Genomic DNA, 18,877 nt, shown 5'->3' with positions numbered 1-18,877 from the left:
CGACTCGTCCCGGCCCCGCCGGGTAACGCCGCTCTCGCGGCCATTGGTAACGGAAACAGGATTTGTCGGCCGCACCCGGTTTGTTTGTCACGTTCGAAGGCGGCGAGGGCGCCGGAAAGTCGACGCAGATCCGGCTTCTGGCCGAGGCATTGCGCGCGCGCGGCCTGACCGTGCTGATGACGCGCGAGCCCGGCGGCTCGAAGGGCGCGGAAGCCGTGCGACACGTTCTCCTGTCTGGCGCCGCCGAGCCCTACGGTATCCGCATGGAAGCGATCCTCTTTGCCGCCGCGCGCAACGATCATGTCGAGCAGGTCATCCGCCCGGCGCTGTCTGCGGGCACCGTCGTGCTCTGTGATCGTTTCATGGATTCGTCCCGCGTCTATCAGGGCATTACCGGCAACCTGGAGCAGCCGTTCATCGCGGCGCTGGAGCGCGTGGCGGTCAACGGTGTCATGCCGGACTGCACCATCATCTTCGACCTGCCGGCGGCCATCGGCCTGGAGCGCGCCCGCAAGCGCAGCGCCGGACCCGACGAGCAGCCGGACCGCTTCGAGAAGGAAGAGCTGGAAACGCACGAGAAGCGTCGCGAGGCCTTTCTCGATATTGCCGAACGCGAACCGCTGCGCTGCCGCGTGGTCGACGCGACACAGGCGCAGGAGGCGATCGCTATCCAGGTCCTCGCCATCGCCGAGCCGCTGCTGCCGATCAACGCGCATGACCGGCACGATCCGGAGCATGTCTCGTGAGCGACGATCGTCCCGGCATCCTCGACGGCGCGGTGCATCCTGCCGAGCAGACAAGGCTTTTCGGCCATGCCGCAGCAGAACATTTCCTGGCGCGCTCCTACAGGTCCGGCAAGGGCCACCACGCTATCCTGATCGAAGGGCCGGAAGGCATCGGCAAGGCGACGCTCGCCTTCCGCTTCGCCAACCATGTGCTGCACCATCCGGAACCGGCCGACGCGCCGGAAACGATGGCCGACCCGTCACCCGGTTCACCGATCACCCGCCAGCTCGTGGCCGGCGCCTCGCACAATCTGCTGCACCTCACCCGACCGGTCGACGAGAAGACCGGCAAGGTGAAATCGGCGATCACCGTCGACGAGGTGCGCAAAGCCGGAAAATTCCTGGCGCAGACCTCTGGCACGGGCAATTGGCGTATCGTCATCATCGATCCCGCCGACGACCTCAACCGCAATGCTGCCAACGCCATCCTGAAAATCCTCGAAGAGCCGCCGAAGCGCTCGCTCTTCCTCGTCCTGACCCATGCTCCGGGAAAGCTGCTGCCGACCATTCGCTCGCGCTGCCTGCCGCTGGCGCTGTCGCCGCTGTCGCAAGCCGATCTTGCCGCCGCCCTCGACAGCCTCGGCGCAGCACCGTCTGGCCCGCGTGCGGCAGACGTTCTCTCGGCGGCCCATGGCAGCGTCTCGGAAGCGCTGAAGCTGGTGAACTACGGCGGCTTCGACATCGTCGAGGCCTTCCGCACCATCGTTGAAGCCGCAACGGAGCCGCCGCGCCGCGACGTGCACAAGCTCGCCGACGTGCTTTCGGCCAAGGACAGCGACACGGTCTTTTCGTTCTTCTGCCAGCACGTCACGGATTTCGTGACCGACAGCGCCCGCACCGCCGCGCTTTCCGGCGACATCGCCCGCGCCGACCGTCTTGCGCAATTGTCCTCGCAGCTTGGTGAGCGCATCACCATCGCACAGGCCTACAATCTCGATCGCAAGCAGACGATCATCAGCGTGCTCGACGATATCCGGGCTTCGCTTTAGAGACGATCAATTCCAGCGCCACAGTTCCGGCTCAGTCGGCTGCAACCTTTCTCGATGATTCCGGGGTGGGGATAGTCATGCCGACAACATTGTTATCTTGCGCCGTTTTTGCATTGGCGCTTTCTGCTACGGTTGCCGCTGCTGACAGCACGAATGGCGCTTCGTTTCCCGTCCAGGCCGCCATCCTGCTGGAAAACGGTGAGCCGGTTGCCGGTGCGGCTACGTGCACGGTCGGAGAAGCTTGTAGGATTTTTGCAAAGGAACAGCAGAAGATCGACCTTTCTCTAAAGGTGTCGAGGAGTAGTCTTGGCTGTCCTTTCAAGGAGCTGACTCTCCGGTGCGAGGATGGAGACTGCTCGTTTCACAACGGTCGTTCATTTTTGAAATTCGATAGCGAGCGCCGGTTTGATTTCTTTGAAGGACGTGATGCCGTCGAGACGCAGCTGGTGTTGCGGGCGAGAGTGAAAATCGGGCGCATTTTCTTGATTGTTCCCAATTTCGACCGGGACTGCCGCGCGATCGAATCCCCGATAAAGGGATAGAATTGCATTGTAGGGTCAAACAACGAGACGGCATGAAAGCCGGATTGGAAAGCGGCGTGGAAGGAAACTTGCTGTTTCCCTCCACGCCCGCATGGTCTAATACCTTGCGGCATTGCACAACCGAAGACAGATACGCCCCATGACCGACACATCCCGCTTCTACATCACGACCGCCATTTCCTACCCGAACGGCAAGCCGCATATCGGCCATGCCTACGAGCTGATCGCGACGGATGCCATGGCGCGCTACCAGCGGCTCGACGGGCGCGACGTCTTCTTCCTGACGGGCACGGACGAGCACGGCCAGAAGATGCAGCAGACGGCGCGCAAGGAAGGCATTTCTCCGCGCGAGCTTGCCGACCGGAATTCGAAAGAATTCAGAGATATGGCCGTTCTTCTTAATGCATCGAACGATGACTTTATCCGCACGACCGAAGAGCGGCACTACGAGGCCTGCGCCGAAATCTGGCGCCGCATGGTCGCCAATGGCGATATCTACAAGGGCGGTTACGCGGGCTGGTACTCGGTGCGTGACGAGGCCTATTACCAGGAAAACGAGACCGAGAAGCGCGCCGACGACGTGCGCTACGGGCCGCAGGGTACGCCTGTCGAATGGGTCGAGGAAGAGAGCTACTTCTTCCGCCTGTCGGACTATCAGGACAAGCTGCTCAAGCACTACGAGGACAATCCGGACTTCATCGGCCCGGCCGAGCGCCGCAATGAGGTGATCTCCTTCGTCAAGTCCGGCCTGAAGGATCTTTCGGTCTCGCGCACCACCTTCGATTGGGGCATTCCGGTTCCGGATGATCCTGCGCATGTCATGTATGTCTGGGTCGATGCGCTCACCAATTACATCACCGCGACGGGCTATCTGACCGATCCCGAAGGTCCGCGGGCAAAATACTGGCCGGCGAATATTCACATCATCGGCAAGGACATCATCCGCTTCCACGCCGTCTACTGGCCGGCCTTCCTGATGTCGGCCGGTCTGCCGTTGCCGGGACGCGTCTTCGCCCATGGCTTCCTGCTCAACAAGGGCGAGAAGATGTCGAAGTCGCTCGGCAACGTCGTGGACCCGGTCAACCTCGTGAACCATTTCGGCCTCGATCCGATCCGCTACTTCTTCCTGCGCGAAGTCTCCTTCGGCCAGGACGGCAGCTACAGCGAGGAGGGGATCGCGACCCGCATCAACTCCGACCTCGCCAACGGCATCGGCAACCTTGCCAGCCGCTCGCTGTCGATGATCGTCAAGAACTGCGACGGTAAGGTGCCGGAGTGCGGCGAGCTTTCCGATGCCGACAGCGCGATGCTCGAGTCCGTCGATGCGCTGCATGCGCTGACGCGCGAGGAGATGGGCAAGCAGCAGATCCACAAGGCGCTGGCGGCGATCATCGCCGTCGTGTCGGAGGCCGACCGCTACTTCGCCGGCGAGGCGCCCTGGGCGCTGAAGAAGACCGACCCGGTCCGCATGGGCACCGTGCTCTACGTGACGGCTGAAGTCGTGCGCCAGATCGCGATCCTGCTTCAGCCGTTCATGCCGAAATCCGGCCGCAAGCTGCTCGACCTCGTCGCGTCGCCCGTCGACAAGCGAGATTTTGCGGCACTTGGCGAGGCTGGTCGTCTTGTCAGCGGCACGCCGCTGGAAGCGCCGACGCCGGTCTTCCCGCGCTACGTCGCACCCGAGGCGTGACGCGGCAATGCTGATCGACACCCACTGCCATCTGGATTTTCCCGACTTCGAAGCGGAGCGCGACGATATTGTCGCGCGCGCGCACGCGGCCGGGGTGAAGCAGATGATCACCATTTCGACGCGGGTGAAAAAGCTTCAGACGATCCTGGCGATTGCCGAAAAATACCCGTCGGTGTTCTGTTCGGTCGGCACGCATCCGCACAATGCGGATGAGGAACTGGATATTGCCGTCTCGGAACTGATCGAGCTATCGAAGCATCCGCGCGTCGTGGCGATCGGCGAGGCGGGCCTCGACTATTTTTACGACAATGCGCCGCGCGACGCCCAGCGGTTCGGCCTCACCAACCACATAGCGGCCGCGCGCGAAACCGGCCTGCCGCTGGTCATTCACAGCCGCTCGGCGGATGAGGACATGGCGGCGATCCTGACCGAGGAAACGGGGAAGGGGGCCTTCCCCTTCCTGCTGCACTGCTTCTCCTCCGGTCCGGAGCTTGCGCGCATAGGCGTAGCACTCGGCGGCTATGTCTCCTTCTCCGGAATCCTCACCTTCCCGAAGTCGGAAGAGCTGCGCGAGATTGCGAAAACCGTGCCGCTGGAGCGCATGCTGGTCGAGACCGACGCGCCCTACCTTGCGCCAAAACCGTTCCGTGGCAAGCGTAACGAGCCGGCCTATGTGGCACACACGGCCGCGGTGCTCGCCGAGACCGTCGGCGTCAGCGTGGACGAGATCGCCCGCATCACCACGGAAAACGCCTTCCGCATTTTCTCGAAGATGCCGCGGGTGTAGGCGTGGCGACGGTGCGGCGCTTCACCATTCTCGGCTGCGGCTCGTCACCCGGCGTGCCGCGTATCACCGGTGACTGGGGCGCCTGCGATCCGGCCAACCCGAAAAACCGCCGCACCCGCGCAGCCTTTCTCATCGAGCAGTTCGGACCGGACGGCACGACGACGGTCGTCATCGATACCGGCCCGGATTTCCGCGTTCAGATGATCGCCGCGGGCGTGCAGAACATCGACGCGGTGCTGTTTTCCCATCCTCATGCCGATCATATTCACGGTATCGACGATATCCGCGGTTTCGTGCTGCACAATCACAAGCAGATCCCGATCTGGGCCGATGTGGCGACCATGGAGCGCATCCGCGAAGGCTTCGGCTACTGCCTGAAGACGCCGCCCGGCAGCATGTATCCGCCGATCGTGACGGAGAACCTGATCGAGCCGATGGATGCGCCGGTGACGATCGAAGGGGCAGGGGGATCCATTACCTTCCAGCCCCTCCTCCAGGTGCACGGCTCGATCCATTCGCTCGGCTTCCGCATCGGCAACGTGGCCTATTGCAGCGATATCAGCGACTTCCCGGACGAGACGGTCCCGCGCCTCGCGGGCCTCGACATGCTGATCATCGACGCGCTGCAATACCGTTACCATTCGAGCCATCTGTCGCTCAGCCAGGCGCTGGAATGGATCGACCGGTTGAAGCCGGCGCGCGCCATCCTGACGCATATGCACGTACCGCTCGACTACGACACCGTGCAAAAGGAAACGCCAGCCCATGTGGAGCCGGCGTATGATGGTCTGAGCTTCGAGATTACGCTGTAAGGCCAATCAGGCGAAGTAGGGCTTGAGATTGTTGCGAATACGATCCAGCACGGTCGCGCCGGAAAGGTCCGGCACAAAGGTCTTTCCAGTAATTTTTTCAAAGGCCTGGATGTAGACCTTCGACGTCTGCTCGACGAGATCGCGCGGGATTTCCGGGATCGGATCCTTGTAGGGATCGCAGCGCTCGGTAACCCAGGCGCGCACGAAATCCTTGTCAAAGCTCGCCGGGCGGCCGCCCTTGGCGAAGCTTTCCTCATAGCTGTCGGCGATCCAGTAACGGCTGGAATCCGGCGTGTGGATCTCGTCGGCGAGCACGATACGGCCGTCCTTGTCCGTGCCGAATTCGTATTTGGTATCGACGAGAATCAGCCCGCGTTCGGCCGCCCGAGCCTGTCCGCGCGCAAAGAGCGACAAGGCATAACGCGACACGGTTTCCCATTGCTCGGCCGTCAGCAGGCCCTGGGCAAGGATTTCCTCGCCGGAGAGCGGTTCGTCATGGCCACCGTCGAACGCCTTGCTGGTGGGCGTGATGATCGGCTCGGGCAGCTTTTCGTTGTCCTTGAGGCCATCCGGCAGCGTGATGCCATACATCTGGCGCTCGCCCTTGCGGTACTTCGTCAGGATCGACGTGCTGGTCGTGCCGGCGAGATAGCCGCGCACGACGATCTCGACCGGCAGGATATCAAGGCGCGTGCCGATGACGACGTTCGGGTCCGGATAGGACAGCACATGGTTCGGGCAGATATCGGCGGTTTCCTCGAACCAGTAGCGCGCCGTCTGCGTCAGTATCTGGCCCTTGAAGGGAATCGCGGTCAGAATGACATCGAAGGCGCTGAGCCGGTCCGTCGCGACGATGATGCGGCTGCCATCCGGCAGATCGTAGTTCTCACGAACCTTGCCGTTGTAGCGGTTCGGCAGTTCCGGGATATGGGCGTCGGAGAGAATGCGCAACTCGCTCATCGTCACTGGCTTTCGCTGTTGGTTCCGTCTGCAGTTTCGCTTAAAGCCGCCAGCGGCTCAGGGTCAAGGAAGAAACTGGATTTCCAGCGTTTTCAGCTTGCTGACCAATCGCATTGTTCCATAATCTATCTTATGCGATTAATAGATGAAGTGCGACTAGCAATAGATAACAACGGTTTATCTCTGCAAGGAACGAGACATGAATCGCACCTACTCCCAGATTGATCTGGATGAACGCCACAAGATTGCTCGCTGGCGTGCGGCTGGAACCAGCGTTGACGTCATCGCCGAGAAACTGCATCGACATCGCTCGACCATTTTCCGTGAGCTGCGCCGCAATACGTTCGAAGATGGTGAGATGCCGGACCTCAACGGTTACTACTGCGTGATGGCCAACGACATGGCGTGAGAACGGCGTGCCAAACTGCGCAAACTTGCCCGGTTCTCGCACCTGCGCCAATCGGTGATCGAGCGCAATGCGGGCGGCGGAATGATATGCTTGAAGCCGAACAGGCCGTTTGCGAACGGGAAAATTAGCTAAATACCACCATTTCCTTGCAGAGAACATCTACTACGCAGCCGTAACTGCTTGATAACTCGAAGAGCGCCAACTCGCCGAGAAGGATTGCGCTGCGTTTTTCATCAAGCTGGTTGAAGTATATATCATGGAATTCCTGTGCGGCTGATTTATGGGGTCCGCTATCCAAGAGACTAAACCGATCACGATCGATATGTGTGCACGTTGTGAGGCGTATGCCGAGGATGATGTTGCCCAACTTAAAATCAGTTGCGCGCATTTCCACCGTGCCCAAAAGCCTTATCCCGAACTGCTGTCCACCCAACGTTTTCAATGTAAGGGTGACTACATCGTCAGCCGTTGAAATGCCGGTTAGATAGCCATCATGAAGCCATGGATCTTGAAGGAAGCCAAGTTCGTCCAGTTTGTAATTCACGGGGCCTCCTTTTCTCTAAACGGAAACGAACAAAATGCACGCCTTTGGTGTAAAGACAAAGAGCTTTACTATTCTTCGTCGTTGAGGAAAGTAATGCCAAAAGGGGTTCTTATCACCCGCCCCCACTCCTCCCTTGCAACCAGGCCCAGCCGGTCGAATCGGAAGCTGATCGGCAGAGCAAGCGGGCTGCCAGTGTCGCGTTTCTAAATGGCTGATGACCTCGCAGTCCTATCCAGCCTTGACAATTCCGGGCTCGGGGCTGACGACGGATCCACGTTGGCGGAGGCCGAATTTTGGCCGTAGTAGCGGCGGACGTTTTAGTTGTCACTCACATCGGAAGCGTCGGCTTCACTCTGCCTTGTCTCTGCTGGACGACGTGCCAGGCCTCATGAGGAACGTGACGTTCCTGGCCAGGCGCGAGATGTATCTCGGAGCCTTGAGCATAAGCGTGTGCATTGAGTTGGGCAGGCTTGGACGAATTGTAGTGGACCCGGACGTTGTCCAGCGACATTCCGCTCAGGCTTTCAACCCCCGACTTTAGATTGTCAGGGAGACCAGTATTGTTGGTCGGCGTTGCAGAATGGAGACTATGTTTTTTAGCTCTTTCTGTCGTTTCACTATCCGGCGCTCCGGCATAATAACTCGACATGCCAAGATGACCGTATGCCTTGAGGCAGCCGCCAGCCCTGCCCGCGGCCTCCCTGTCTGTGGAGTAGATTGCAACGGGACCCGAGCTTGACGTCAATGACCGCTGGTTTTCAAACTGATTTTTGATCTGATGGTCGGTAGTTTTACTGTCAACGACGATTTCAATCATGCTCACATCCCCTAAACCAGGGCGTCAGATCACCACACAAAGATTAGAAAAATGGAAATAAGGTTGTAAAAACTTCCGTTGCGATCGCTGGTGGAAGAGCAACAAAGAGCGACCGAAGCTGCCTGAATTTTCGCAAAATGAAGCCATGCTGCAAGGTGACGCATCCTCCGTTGCAGACTGGCGAGACAGTCGTGACCGGTCACGGTCTCGCGGCGTTTCTTCGAAAAAAGCTCCCTCGCCTCCTTGCGAGTCAGCTTCCGGTTTGCCGGGGTCGCCTTTTGCAGACGAACGCCCAATCGGCCGACGCATCTTGATCAACTCGCGAGGCCAGCCATGGATCAAGGTCGGGTTCAATAGATCGGGGGGAAGAATAGATGAGCTTCACAACATACCTCCCATGGGCAGCGGCGATTGCGCGGATGGAAAGCTGTCCGACGCCGCAGGCTTATCGTCTCTACTCGTCATAGTGGGCTATTGCCTTTGGTACTCGCCTGCGCGAACTTCTCATGCCGGGCATTTCGTAAGACTGGAAGGGGGCAACCTTGGGAGGTGCAAGTTGAGGTGCATTGAAATCGCGTTGCTGACCGCTTTTTTCGCGGCGTCACCTGCGATCGCAGCCAATGGTATTTTCGTTTAAGGCTGCCGTCAGACAGCAAGCCCGCACGGATGCTGATAGTCACGCCACTGGCGACAAAACCTTTGGCGGAATCAGCCTTTCGAAAGTTGATCAGAAAGCGGACATCCGAGTGGTTTCTTACGCAAAAGAAGGCCCCATTTGGAGCCGATTGGCAAAACGCTGTTGCCGAATTTGAGCAACTCAGCGGCGGCAAGCTCGCCAAACAAAAGCCGGCCCTAGTCGCTCGATCGATTGAGATTGGCAAACGGTCAATCTCTAAAAAGATCTATTGTGGCGATTGACTGATGACGCGAACTGGACCTAGGCCCTGCCCTCAGTTTCCGGCATGCTGGCTTTGTACGGTCGTCGGAGGTCGGCGAGAAGGGCGCGGCTGACCAGCGTTTAGTGGTGCGGCAAGGACATGGTTCTGATGAGCATAAGCCAACCTTGGGGGACGTAATGGATAACAGAATGCTAGTTGCCTACCAGGCAGCTCTGAACTCGTTTGCCGAACAGTTCCGCAGTGATCGAGTAAACGACGTTGCTCGCGCTGAACGACACCTCGACGAAATCGTCCAGCACTTCGGCCTGACGGACGACCCATTCGAACAAGCCCGCGCCGTGCTTCGAGGCGAGGCGACACGAGGCAAACATCCGGCAGGGTTCGTCTTCGTGGGCAATGGATTTCTTCCCTCGCCCTGATGTGCCGTTTACGGGTGGTGGCTGATGTGGCTCTCCCCTCCTCCGAGGATACAGATCTGGGCATTTAAGAACCGCGCGGTTAAGCCCCGCACAAAGATGGTCGAGGCTTTAGAGAAAGCCAGATGAACGATGACCTATATTGTCGCCTAGCATTGGATTTGATCTTCTAGCAACAACTCACTCCGGCACGGCAAGCGATCACTATGGTTGACGTGCGAGATCGGGCGAGTGAACCAGGGAGGAAGGCTTCATGCCGGCAACAATTATGAAAATGGGGACGGTACAGGACGCAAAAGACGCAAGAATAGCCTCCGCTCTAAAGGTGGCCGCGAAACGGCATGTAGCATATTACTCCAAAACGCCGGGATCCGGGGTAAAGGACCAATCCTGTTACTCGGCCGTGGCGATCGACCAACCTGCGCTCGTTGCCCCCACTATCGTTCAAAGCACCATAATCGCGGCAGGGTCTCTCGGCTCAGGGCTGGCATACTACCTGGGCTATACAGTCCCCAGCGGAATTTTGGCTGCCGGGACCGCCGCCTACAGCGCAAGTGTAGCCCTGTCGAAACGCTACCGGTTTGATTCCGCGGCCACGCCTGATTTTTCATTTGGTGTAGCTTATGGGCACTCAAGACTATTTACCGGACTGGATCCCACCACCAATCATTTCTTCAAGAACCGCGATAAAGCTCCAATTTCTCTCTCAAGTCGGGAGGAACATGCCGAGCAGATGGCGATCTTGGCAGCCCACGACGCGGGCCTTACCTTCGCTGACAGGAACGGCAACAATCACCTGTACGTCAGCCTGGCACCGTGCGCGAAGTGCCAGCAGTGGCTCGGTGGGAGGAACGAAGCCTGGAATGTATATTGGGGCTGAGACAAAGCGGATGACATGCAGCGGGGAATCTGCTGTCCCGGCTTCTTGGGCAACAAAAGGTCGGGACGAAACCGCACCGGCCTTCCCCGTCATCGCCTGCTTGCCATTGCCAGTACATCCGTGGGCAAAAGCATCAAACGATGGCGGCAATCGCGGACTGCCTCATCGAAGGTGACGGTCTTGCTCATCGCTCTCTCCCGAATGCGAAACCCCGTCTCCGGGTGACAGACCGGGGCGAGCTCTCAGGCACTATGCAACGCGTTTCGAAGGGAGGATTCCAACCTCCGACCTCAGCCCTCCAGCTTATGAGGCTGGCGAGCTACCGGGCTGCTCTACTCCGACGAGAACAAGAAGGTTGTTATGTGGTGCACGAACGCCTACATAGGTGTCACCGGCTCAGGCGCGCCTTGTGGCGCCCATATCTCGCCGCGATTCCAAGGAGAAAATCAATGACACAGACGAACGGCGCCTCCGCGCCCGACCAACCCTATGACGCCAAGACACTGGCGAAGAAGCATCGCATCTCGGTTGACGACGCCACGAAGATCGTTGCCTTGCATGGCTCGGATCGTAAAGCGGCAGACAAAGCGGCCCGTCGCGTGGCGGTGTAAGTCAAGAGCGGCGGGCTTCGACATTACGGAAGCGCGCCGCTGAGCCGTCTTGGAAATTTGGCGTTATCTATCAAAGGTGGGAGGGCAAGACGACGAACAAGTTCTCCCCTGAAGTCCGTGCCTGTGCCGTTCGAATGGTGACGGGGCATGAAGCCGAACATCCGTCGCGGTGGGCTGCCGTTTCCTCAATAGCCTGCCAAGATCGGCGGCTCGGGACATACGCTCAATGAGTGGGTGAAGAAGGCCGAGGTGGACAGCGGCAAACGGGCGGGTTTGCCGAGTGACCTCGCGGAGAAGATGAAGGCTCTGGAACGGGAGAACCGCGAGCTTCGTCAGGCCAACGAGATTTTGCGCAAAGCCTCTGCATATTTTGCCCAAGCGGAGTTCGACCGCCCACGGAGGCGATGATTTCCTTCATCGACGCACACCGCTCGGTACTCGGCGTCGAGCCGATCTGCAGACTGCTGCCGATTGCCCGTCCACCTATTATGAGGTCATCGCCAAGCGCCGGACGTGGACCGGCTGTCGGTCCGTGCCCGGCGCATCTCCACCTTGCCATGAAGGTCGAGATACGCCGGGTGTTCAATGAGAACGTCCAGGTCTATGGCGTGCGCAAGGTCTGGCGGCAGTTGCAGCGAGAGGGTTACGATATCGCCCGCTGCACTGTCGCTCGGCTTATGAGGGCCATGGGGCTTCAGGACATCATTCGTGGCAAACCGATCCGAACGACGATCAGCGACAAGGCCGCTCGATGCCCGCTCGACCGCGTGAAGCTGCATAACTTAAACCAAACGGTCTCCGGCAAACTCGGGGCGGTTCAAACTGGTGAAGTTCACGTTCCTGACTCGCGACGCATCTAACTATCTAACCGACCGTTACAGCGAGCGTAAAGAAGACGCGGCGAATTTGGAAAAGCTTGTCGCGTTGAAATCTATCTGACGCGAGGCCGTTTTTCACCCGGAGCAGTATATGGCTCCGGATGAAAAAGCGGAAAACTAGGCTTTTGGTCTGACCGCCTGGTAGAGCTTGCTCGTTCCGTCCTTCCCGATAGCGATCACATCATAGGATGCGCCCCGGTCGTCTCCCATGCCCAACGAACCGACTGGCATGCCCGGAACAGACAGGCCCGCCAAATACGGCTTCTCGGCCAACAGCCTGGTCACCGTCTCCAGCGGAACGTGGTAGCCTGCGACGACAGCGGTGTGGCAACCCTGCAGATCGCCAGGGACTTTGTAGCGGTCCTTCACCACTTTGATGTCGGCCACGTCTTCGGCCTTCACGGAAAACCCAGCATTCTCCATAGCGTCGGCCCAAGCATGGCAACAACCGCAGTTGGGGTCCTTGTACACGACCATGCTTTCGCCTGCTGCCAGCGCCGCTCCGGCGACGGGCAACGCTCCGACGGCGGCCAGGGTGCAGAGGAGTTCTCTTCTGTTCATCGCAGTTCTCCTTCTCAATTCTGATTTACGGCCAAGGATGCGAGGACTTGGTTTTCCGCGCGCACTCTCTTCAATCCGTAGCCCTTAACCAGCCCGTAGACGGCGGGGATCACGACCAGCGTCAGCAGCGTCGATGATACCATGCCACCAATCATCGGCACGGCGATCCGCTGCATAATTTCCGAGCCGGCACCCGTGCTCCAGAGGATCGGCACCAATCCCGCCATGATAGCGACGACGGTCATCATCTTGGGCCGAACACGTTCGACCGCCCCAACCATGATCGCCCTATCGAGGTCTTCTTTTTCGAATGCCCTGCCTTCGGTCGCGCATTTCGCCTTCTCTCCCCTCAGCGCTTGGTCGAGATAGATCAGCATGATCACCCCGGTCTCCGCAGCGACACCTGCCAATGCGATAAAGCCTACCGCAACGGCCACCGACGCGTTGAAGCCCAGCCACCACATCATCCAGATGCCGCCGACCAGCGCGAACGGCAAGGACAGCATGACGATAATCGTCTCGGTCAACGCCTTGAAGTTCAGGTAGAGCAGCAGGAAGATCAGCGCGAGCGTCAGCGGGACGACGATCATCAGCCGGGCCTTCGCCCGTTCGAGATATTCGAACTGGCCACTCCATGCGACGGAGTAACCCGCGGGCATCTGGACGCTTGCCGCAACGGCCGCTTGGGCTTCCGCTACGTACCCCCCGAGGTCCCGGTTGGCGATGTCGACGAAGATATAGACGGCAAGCTGGCCGTTCTCCGTCCGAATAGTCGTAGCACCGCGGGTGAGCTTTACTTCAGCGACTTCCCCGAGCGGGACCGTGCCACCTCCCGGCAGAGAGACCTGGACGTCACGGGCGATGGATTGCGGAGCGCTTCGGAACGCCCGCGGATACCGGATTGCTACCCCATACCGCTCCCGGCCCTCGACCGTCGATGTCACCACTTCGGACCCGAGAGCCATCCCGATCACATCCTGGACATCGTCGATGGAAAGACCATAGCGCCCCAAAGTCATACGGTCAGGGATGATGTCGAGATAGTATCCACCAATAATACGCTCGGCATAGGCGCTCGACGTTCCGGGCACGGTCTTGAGGACGGTCTCAATGTCGCGGGCGACCTTCTCCATCTCCTTGAGGTCCGTGCCGTAGACCTTCACGCCGACGGGCGTCCTGATCCCCGTCGACAGCATGTCGATGCGGGCACGGATGGGCATTGTCCAGGCATTGGAGACGCCGGGGAACTGAAGGGCGGCATCCATCTCCTGCTTCAGGCTGTCGGAGGTGACGCCCGGCCGCCATTCGGACTTCGGCTTCAGGGAGATGATCGTCTCGAACATCTCGGTCGGAGCCGGATCGGTCGCCGTCAGCGCCCTGCCCGCCTTGCCGAACACCGTCTCGACCTCCGGGAACGATTTGATGATGCGGTCCTGCGTCTGCATCAGTTCCGCGGCTTTCGTAACCGACAGGCCCGGAAGCGTCGTCGGCATGTACATCAGCGTGCCCTCGTCGAGATTGGGCATGAACTCGCTGCCGATATGCTGCACGGGCCATGCGGTCACGCCGAGGATCACGATGGCTGCCAGGATCGTCAGGCTTTTGGCCTTCAGGACGCCGGCGATGACCGGACGGTATATCCAGATCAGCAGTCGGTTGAGCGGGTTCCTCTGTTCTGGGACGATCCGGCCCCGGACGAGCAGGATCATCAGTGCCGGAACAAGCGTGATCGACAGCAGCGCGGCGGCCGCCATCGCGAACGTCTTGGTGAATGCCAGCGGCCCGAACAGGCGGCCCTCCTGCGATTCCAGCGTGAAGATCGGCAGGAACGACACCGTGATGATCAGCAAGCTGAAGAACAGTGGCGGGCCGACTTCGCTTGCCGCCTCGATCAAGACTTCGGTCCGCGGTTTGCCCGGTGGAGCGCGCTCCAGATGCTTGTGGGCGTTCTCGATCATGACGATGGCGGCGTCGATCATCGCGCCGATGGCGATGGCGATACCGCCGAGGCTCATGATGTTCGATCCCAGGCCTAGCGCCCGCATCGCCATGAAGGCGATCAGGATGCCGATCGGCAGCATAATGATCGCGACGAGCGCGCTGCGCACGTGCAGGAGGAAAGCAATCGTCACCAGCGCGACGACGATCGATTCCTCGATCAGCGTGGTCTTGAGTGTTTCGATCGCAGCTTCGATGAGTTTCGAACGATCATAGACGGGCAGGATTTCGGTGCCAGCCGGGAGACTGTTTTGAACCGCCGCAAGACTCTCCTTGGCGTTCTCGATGACGGTAAGCGCGTTGGCACCGTCTCGCTGGAGGACGATACCGCTGGCGACCTCGCCTTCGCCGTTCAGTTCGGTGATACCGCGGCGCTCGTCCGGAACCAGTTCCACTCGCGCGACGTCGGACAGACGCAGCGGGACGCCAGCGTTCGTCTTGAGGACGATGTTCTCGATGTCCTTGATGCCCTGCAGGTATCCCTTGCCGCGCACCATGAACTCGAACTCGGAGATTTCCACGGTCCGACCGCCGACATCCCGGTTACTGGAGCGCACGGCGTCAGCGATGTCAGACAGCGAGACATTCTGTGCCTTCAGGCGGGCCGGATCGACGATAATTGAATATTGCTTGACGAAGCCGCCGACGCTGGCCACCTCGGCAACGCCCTCGGACTTGGAGACGGCGAAGCGCACCACCCAGTCCTGAAGCGAGCGAAGTTCGGCGAGCGACAGTTCCTTGGCGACGACCGCGTACTGGTAGACCCAGCCAACCCCGGTAGCATCCGGGCCGAGGCTCGGAGACACGCCGTCGGGGAGACGGCTTGCGGCCGCGTTCAGATATTCGAGCACGCGACTGCGCGCCCAGTAGGGATCGGTCCCGTCCTCGAATATCACGTAGACGAAGGAAACACCGAAGAACGAGAAGCCGCGGACGACCTTCGATTTCGGCACGGTCAGCATGGAGGTCGTCAGGGGATAGGTGACCTGGTCCTCAACGACCTGCGGAGCCTGTCCGGGATAGTCGGTGAAGACGATGACCTGTACATCTGAGAGATCGGGGATCGCATCGAGGGGCAGCGTGCGCAGGGCATAAACCCCGCCTGCGATTGATAGCACCGCGCCCACGAAGATCAGAACGAGGTTGCGGGCCGACCATGAAATGATGTTCGCAATCATGGCTTCACCTCGTCTTCCGTCGCCAGAGCACTGAGCGCTGCATTAAGGTTGCTTTCGGCATCGAGGAGAAAGTTGGCGGAAACGACGACGCGGTCGCCCGTAGCGATCCCTTTGGTGATCTCCGTCATGTCTTCGCCACGCACTCCTAGGCCGACATCCATCGGCTCGAACCTGCCCTCGCCCTTGTCGAGGAAGACGATCTGCCGGTCGCCCGTATCGATGACCGAACTGTTGGGAACGGCGACGACCGCATTTCCGGCCCCGGCTTCGATCTCGACCTCGGCGTACATGTTGGACCTCAGTTGCCCGTCCGGATTCGGAAGCTCGATCCTGACCTTTGTCGTCCGGGTCTGTATTTGAACCTCCGGATAAATGAGGTCGACCGTTCCCTTGAACGTCGTGTCTGGCACATTGCGGACGACCACGGAGACGACCGCGCCCTTGCGGACGGCGGCCAGTTCGTACTCAGGAACGTCGGCGATTACCCAGACCTTCGACAGGTCTGCGATGCGGAAAAGAATATCTCCAGCCTCGGCCATCATGCCGCTCACGGCCATGCGCTCCAGCACGACGCCGTCTCGAGGCGAGGTGTAGGCAATGCTTTGTGGCACCTTTCGCTCAGTCGCAATGCTGGTGATCGTCGCGGAGGGCACCCCAAGGTTCTTCAGGCGGAGCGCCGAGCCGGAATCCGGCCCCGGCTTCCCGCCGTTGCGCATTTCGGTTGCGTACTCGGCTCCGGCGGTGGCGATCTCTTTTGAATAGAAGTGAAAGAGGTTCTCCCCCTTTGTGATCCTGTCTCCCGTCGTGACGTCCGCGACGTCCTCGACAAAAGCGTCAGCCCGCATGGAAACGATGCTGACCAAGCGCTCGTCGAGTGTGACGGTTCCAGGCACGCGAATTTTCCGGCTGACGGTAGTTTTTTCGGCGAACGCGGTCTTCACCCCCGTCCGCTGGAGTTTGCCGAGCGTGACCTTGACGGTGGAACTGTCGCTAACCTCGCCGTCATAGACAGCGAGATAGTCCATCCCCATCGAATCCTTCTTCGGCACCTTGGACGTGTCGGGAAGCCCCATGGGGTTGCGGTAGTACAGGACCTTCCGTTCGGGTGTAACGGCTGCCGTGTCGGCGGCGGGGTCGACCGCCCCGGTCGCGCCGAGGCTGACGTCCTCGCTTGCCCGGACGGGCTTGAACGGCCGCCCGTCATCGGTGTTCGTCGGCCCGACGGAGTATTCGGCCAACCCGTCCGGGTGGCGGTAGTAGATCACCGCTCCCGTTCCTTCGCGTCGCGGTTCCGCCTCAGGGGCCGTCCCGGTGCCTTCAACGTACCGCTGCAAGAATGCACCGATATCGTTCTTTCCGGCCCAATAGCCTCCCCCGCCGACGATCGCGGCGAGGAAGAGCGTGGCAACGATGCGCGACGTACTCACGGGACTGCCTTGAGGATGACTTCGCCTTTGACCGTTTCAGGCTCGCCCTGAACCTTGGCGGCGACCTGGAAGCGCCATCCGCCTTCCATCGAAAGGTTCGTTGTGAAGATGTAGACGCCCGGTTCGGTGAAAGTTGACGGGTCCACCGTCGTGGTCATCATCTCCATGCCGTCGGGAGCCATGTCCATCCGGGTCGTGAAGATGATGGCGTCAGGAACGGTTCTGCCCGTCCGCTTGTCGATGAGCCGTACCGACACGATCGAGCCGGGCCCCTGTTTGATCTCGGTCTGGACGGCCTGGAATTCGTAGTCCTGCGCCCCGGCGAAGGAAGCGGTGGCGGTGCTGAACAGCATTGCGCCAGAGAGGAGCGCGGTCCTCGCGTTGAAGAAAGTCTTGCTCATGATTCAATGTCTCATCCGGACGGGTCTGCGACCTCGTCTACAGTCAATATGATCGCCATCGATGGCGCACGGACGCACCCCTGCGACCGCACCGAACCAGCAACGTGTTCTATGACGTGGGATCAGACTCTTGGAGGACGCACTGGCGGATCGACCAGTAAGGAAGCAAGCTCCGCATGTGGGGGAATAAGGAACCGATGGACTGTCCAGCCGACATTCAACGACCAGAAATGCGAGTTCGCCAACTGACAGACGATCGCTGACGTGCAGAGCACGGCCAACGGACAGGCCTTTCCGCAATCGGGTGGGACGGGCGTCTCGTCGGGGCAGCACGGCATGTCGTCCGCCATCCCCATATCCGCCACGTCCTTGCCTGTCATATCCATATCGGCCATCGGGGTCGATGCGGATGAGATCGAAGAGGCCATAGCGCCATCGGCTACCCCGATGCCAACAGGACCGACAACGATCCCGAGCAGGGCAGCAGCGAAGAGCAGCCTGTGCAACGTCTTCATAAGCCTCATGACAAATACACTGGCACGCCGAAAGCGAGCTGTGAAGTAGGGCTCACACAGATGTGTATCCGGAACCCGTCATCCGGCGGACACGGTGACGTGGTGCTTGTGATGGTAAACGCACTACGCCTTCTCCGGTCAGCGGCATAGTAGGCAGACGTGTTTGTATGCAAAGGTGACTTCAGTTTCGTAGTTCGACCTTATCTCTCCACAGTGAACTTTTTCAGCGCCTCCAAGGTCTCGGGACTTACATGATGCTCGATGCCCTCCGCATCCATCCTCGCCGTTTCGACGCTGACACCAATCGAGCAAAGGAAAGACTCGACGATCTGATGCCGCTCGCGGCTTGCGGCCGCCAGCTTCTTGCCGACATCGGTCAGGAACACTCCCCGGTAAGGCCGCTGCTGGATATAGCCCTCCGCAATCAGTCGCTTCAGCATTTTGGCAACTGTCGGCTGCGCGACCCCCAGGCGCTGAGCGATATCAACCTGCCTGGCTTCGCCCCCGTCGGCAAGGAGGTCGGCGATGAGTTCGACGTAGTCCTCTACGAGTTCGCTGCGGCGGTTGCTCCTTGCTTGTTTGAAGCTCTCCATTTGGGCATCGGGAGCGATAAGCGAGCTCTCGATCTCTATCGCCGGGCTATTCTTCTCGTTCAATTCAATTCCGCCTGCTCAAAACTACAACCGCCATTACGATATCATAGCAAAAGCTATGTTCCCACTCGTCATTTGCATCCAGGGACATATGTGCGGACCTTGTCGTTTTCATTCGCCCGCCG

The 18,877-nt window shown here is 59.8% G+C and carries 19 protein-coding genes, 1 tRNA gene, 3 pseudogenes and 1 other annotated feature; of the genes and pseudogenes, 13 read left to right on the top strand and 10 right to left on the bottom strand.

What is annotated here, in order from left to right:
- The first annotated feature begins 62 nt into the window (after positions 1 to 62).
- The 6 genes from tmk to ACT6VE_RS23515 all read left to right on the top strand — a co-directional run bounded on the left by tmk (position 63) and on the right by ACT6VE_RS23515 (position 5,605).
- Entirely contained in the window at positions 63 to 746 is a 684-nt protein-coding gene (tmk, locus tag ACT6VE_RS23540) for a dTMP kinase (protein ID WP_444800795.1), read from the top strand.
- Positions 743 to 1,774 carry a DNA polymerase III subunit delta' gene (locus ACT6VE_RS23535; protein WP_444800794.1) on the top strand — a complete coding sequence of 344 codons (1,032 nt, stop codon included), beginning with the start codon at positions 743 to 745 and terminating at the stop codon, positions 1,772 to 1,774. The genes tmk and ACT6VE_RS23535 overlap by 4 nt, the downstream gene beginning before the upstream one ends.
- Positions 1,775 to 1,851: 77 nt before the next feature.
- Complete coding sequence (locus ACT6VE_RS23530; protein ID WP_444800793.1) at positions 1,852 to 2,316, top strand: hypothetical protein; 465 nt, start codon at positions 1,852 to 1,854, stop codon at positions 2,314 to 2,316.
- Positions 2,317 to 2,455: 139 nt separating this feature from the next.
- Positions 2,456 to 4,006, top strand: coding sequence for a methionine--tRNA ligase (gene metG, locus ACT6VE_RS23525; protein WP_444800792.1), 1,551 nt, complete (start codon positions 2,456 to 2,458; stop codon positions 4,004 to 4,006).
- Positions 4,007 to 4,013: 7 nt separating this feature from the next.
- Positions 4,014 to 4,793 carry a TatD family hydrolase gene (locus tag ACT6VE_RS23520; protein WP_444800791.1) on the top strand — a complete coding sequence of 260 codons (780 nt, stop codon included), beginning with the start codon at positions 4,014 to 4,016 and terminating at the stop codon, positions 4,791 to 4,793.
- Positions 4,794 to 4,795: 2 nt separating this feature from the next.
- Positions 4,796 to 5,605 carry an MBL fold metallo-hydrolase gene (locus ACT6VE_RS23515; protein ID WP_444800790.1) on the top strand — a complete coding sequence of 270 codons (810 nt, stop codon included), beginning with the start codon at positions 4,796 to 4,798 and terminating at the stop codon, positions 5,603 to 5,605.
- A gap of 6 nt (positions 5,606 to 5,611) precedes the next feature.
- Here ACT6VE_RS23515 and ACT6VE_RS23510 read toward each other — a convergent pair whose 3' ends face one another.
- Complete coding sequence (locus ACT6VE_RS23510; RefSeq protein ID WP_444800824.1) at positions 5,612 to 6,556, bottom strand: phosphoribosylaminoimidazolesuccinocarboxamide synthase; 945 nt, start codon at positions 6,554 to 6,556, stop codon at positions 5,612 to 5,614.
- Between the two features lie 208 nt (positions 6,557 to 6,764).
- Here ACT6VE_RS23510 and ACT6VE_RS23505 point away from each other — a divergent pair.
- Positions 6,765 to 7,040 (top strand): annotated as a pseudogene (locus ACT6VE_RS23505) (helix-turn-helix domain-containing protein); the annotation flags it as partial.
- A gap of 58 nt (positions 7,041 to 7,098) precedes the next feature.
- On the opposite strand, the gene ACT6VE_RS23500 reads toward ACT6VE_RS23505, so the two are convergent.
- Positions 7,099 to 7,518, bottom strand: a complete 420-nt coding sequence (locus ACT6VE_RS23500) for a hypothetical protein (protein WP_444800789.1) — start codon at positions 7,516 to 7,518, stop codon at positions 7,099 to 7,101.
- A gap of 328 nt (positions 7,519 to 7,846) precedes the next feature.
- Positions 7,847 to 8,335, bottom strand: a complete 489-nt coding sequence (locus ACT6VE_RS23495) for an eCIS core domain-containing protein (RefSeq protein WP_444800788.1) — start codon at positions 8,333 to 8,335, stop codon at positions 7,847 to 7,849.
- Positions 8,336 to 9,001: 666 nt separating this feature from the next.
- On the opposite strand from ACT6VE_RS23495, the gene ACT6VE_RS23490 reads away from it, so the two are divergent.
- The 3 genes from ACT6VE_RS23490 (at position 9,002) to ACT6VE_RS23480 (ending at position 10,530) form a co-directional block, all read left to right on the top strand.
- Complete coding sequence (locus tag ACT6VE_RS23490; protein ID WP_444800787.1) at positions 9,002 to 9,253, top strand: hypothetical protein; 252 nt, start codon at positions 9,002 to 9,004, stop codon at positions 9,251 to 9,253.
- Positions 9,254 to 9,422: 169 nt separating this feature from the next.
- The gene (locus ACT6VE_RS23485) at positions 9,423 to 9,653 is read left to right on the top strand and encodes a hypothetical protein (protein WP_444800786.1); all 231 of its coding nucleotides are present in this window, start codon (positions 9,423 to 9,425) and stop codon (positions 9,651 to 9,653) included.
- 250 nt (positions 9,654 to 9,903) lie between these two features.
- Positions 9,904 to 10,530 carry a hypothetical protein gene (locus ACT6VE_RS23480; RefSeq protein ID WP_444800785.1) on the top strand — a complete coding sequence of 209 codons (627 nt, stop codon included), beginning with the start codon at positions 9,904 to 9,906 and terminating at the stop codon, positions 10,528 to 10,530.
- A gap of 261 nt (positions 10,531 to 10,791) precedes the next feature.
- On the opposite strand, the gene ACT6VE_RS23475 is transcribed toward ACT6VE_RS23480, so the two are convergent.
- Positions 10,792 to 10,872 (bottom strand) — tRNA-Met (locus ACT6VE_RS23475).
- A 107-nt stretch (positions 10,873 to 10,979) separates the two neighbouring features.
- Between ACT6VE_RS23475 and ACT6VE_RS23470 the strand changes: the two genes are divergently transcribed.
- The 3 genes and pseudogenes from ACT6VE_RS23470 to ACT6VE_RS23460 all read left to right on the top strand — a co-directional run.
- On the top strand, positions 10,980 to 11,141 hold the full coding sequence (locus tag ACT6VE_RS23470) for a hypothetical protein (RefSeq protein ID WP_444800784.1): 162 nt from the start codon (positions 10,980 to 10,982) through the stop codon (positions 11,139 to 11,141).
- Between the two features lie 134 nt (positions 11,142 to 11,275).
- A pseudogene (locus ACT6VE_RS23465) lies at positions 11,276 to 11,911 on the top strand (IS3 family transposase); the annotation flags it as partial.
- Positions 11,504 to 11,619 (top strand) — a sequence feature (AL1L pseudoknot). It overlaps the preceding pseudogene by 116 nt.
- 49 nt (positions 11,912 to 11,960) lie before the next feature.
- Positions 11,961 to 12,080, top strand: a pseudogene (locus ACT6VE_RS23460) (arsenical resistance protein ArsH); the annotation flags it as partial.
- A gap of 56 nt (positions 12,081 to 12,136) precedes the next feature.
- On the opposite strand, the gene ACT6VE_RS23455 reads toward ACT6VE_RS23460, so the two are convergent.
- The 6 genes from ACT6VE_RS23455 to mntR all read right to left on the bottom strand — a co-directional run bounded on the left by ACT6VE_RS23455 (position 12,137) and on the right by mntR (position 18,755).
- Positions 12,137 to 12,580: a DUF411 domain-containing protein gene (locus ACT6VE_RS23455; protein ID WP_444800783.1), complete on the bottom strand. Its 444-nt coding sequence runs from the start codon at positions 12,578 to 12,580 to the stop codon at positions 12,137 to 12,139.
- A gap of 14 nt (positions 12,581 to 12,594) precedes the next feature.
- Complete coding sequence (locus ACT6VE_RS23450) at positions 12,595 to 15,756, bottom strand: efflux RND transporter permease subunit (RefSeq protein ID WP_444800782.1); 3,162 nt, start codon at positions 15,754 to 15,756, stop codon at positions 12,595 to 12,597.
- Positions 15,753 to 17,183 (bottom strand): efflux RND transporter periplasmic adaptor subunit, encoded by a 1,431-nt coding sequence (locus ACT6VE_RS23445; RefSeq protein WP_444800781.1) that lies wholly within the window; start codon positions 17,181 to 17,183, stop codon positions 15,753 to 15,755. The genes ACT6VE_RS23450 and ACT6VE_RS23445 overlap by 4 nt, the downstream gene beginning before the upstream one ends.
- The gene (locus ACT6VE_RS23440) at positions 17,180 to 17,584 is read right to left on the bottom strand and encodes a FixH family protein (RefSeq protein ID WP_444800780.1); all 405 of its coding nucleotides are present in this window, start codon (positions 17,582 to 17,584) and stop codon (positions 17,180 to 17,182) included. Before ACT6VE_RS23440 ends, ACT6VE_RS23445 begins: the two co-directional genes overlap by 4 nt.
- Positions 17,585 to 17,706: 122 nt before the next feature.
- Entirely contained in the window at positions 17,707 to 18,099 is a 393-nt protein-coding gene (locus ACT6VE_RS23435; RefSeq protein WP_444800779.1) for a hypothetical protein, read from the bottom strand.
- 200 nt (positions 18,100 to 18,299) lie between these two features.
- Positions 18,300 to 18,755: a manganese-binding transcriptional regulator MntR gene (mntR, locus tag ACT6VE_RS23430; RefSeq protein ID WP_444800778.1), complete on the bottom strand. Its 456-nt coding sequence runs from the start codon at positions 18,753 to 18,755 to the stop codon at positions 18,300 to 18,302.
- Positions 18,756 to 18,877 lie beyond the last annotated feature (122 nt).

It is taken from the genome of Shinella sp. (assembly GCF_052438155.1).
Classification (GTDB): domain Bacteria; phylum Pseudomonadota; class Alphaproteobacteria; order Rhizobiales; family Rhizobiaceae; genus Shinella.
The sequence above is the reverse complement of the archived record's forward strand: the minus strand, read 5'-3'. Positions and strand labels throughout refer to the sequence as shown.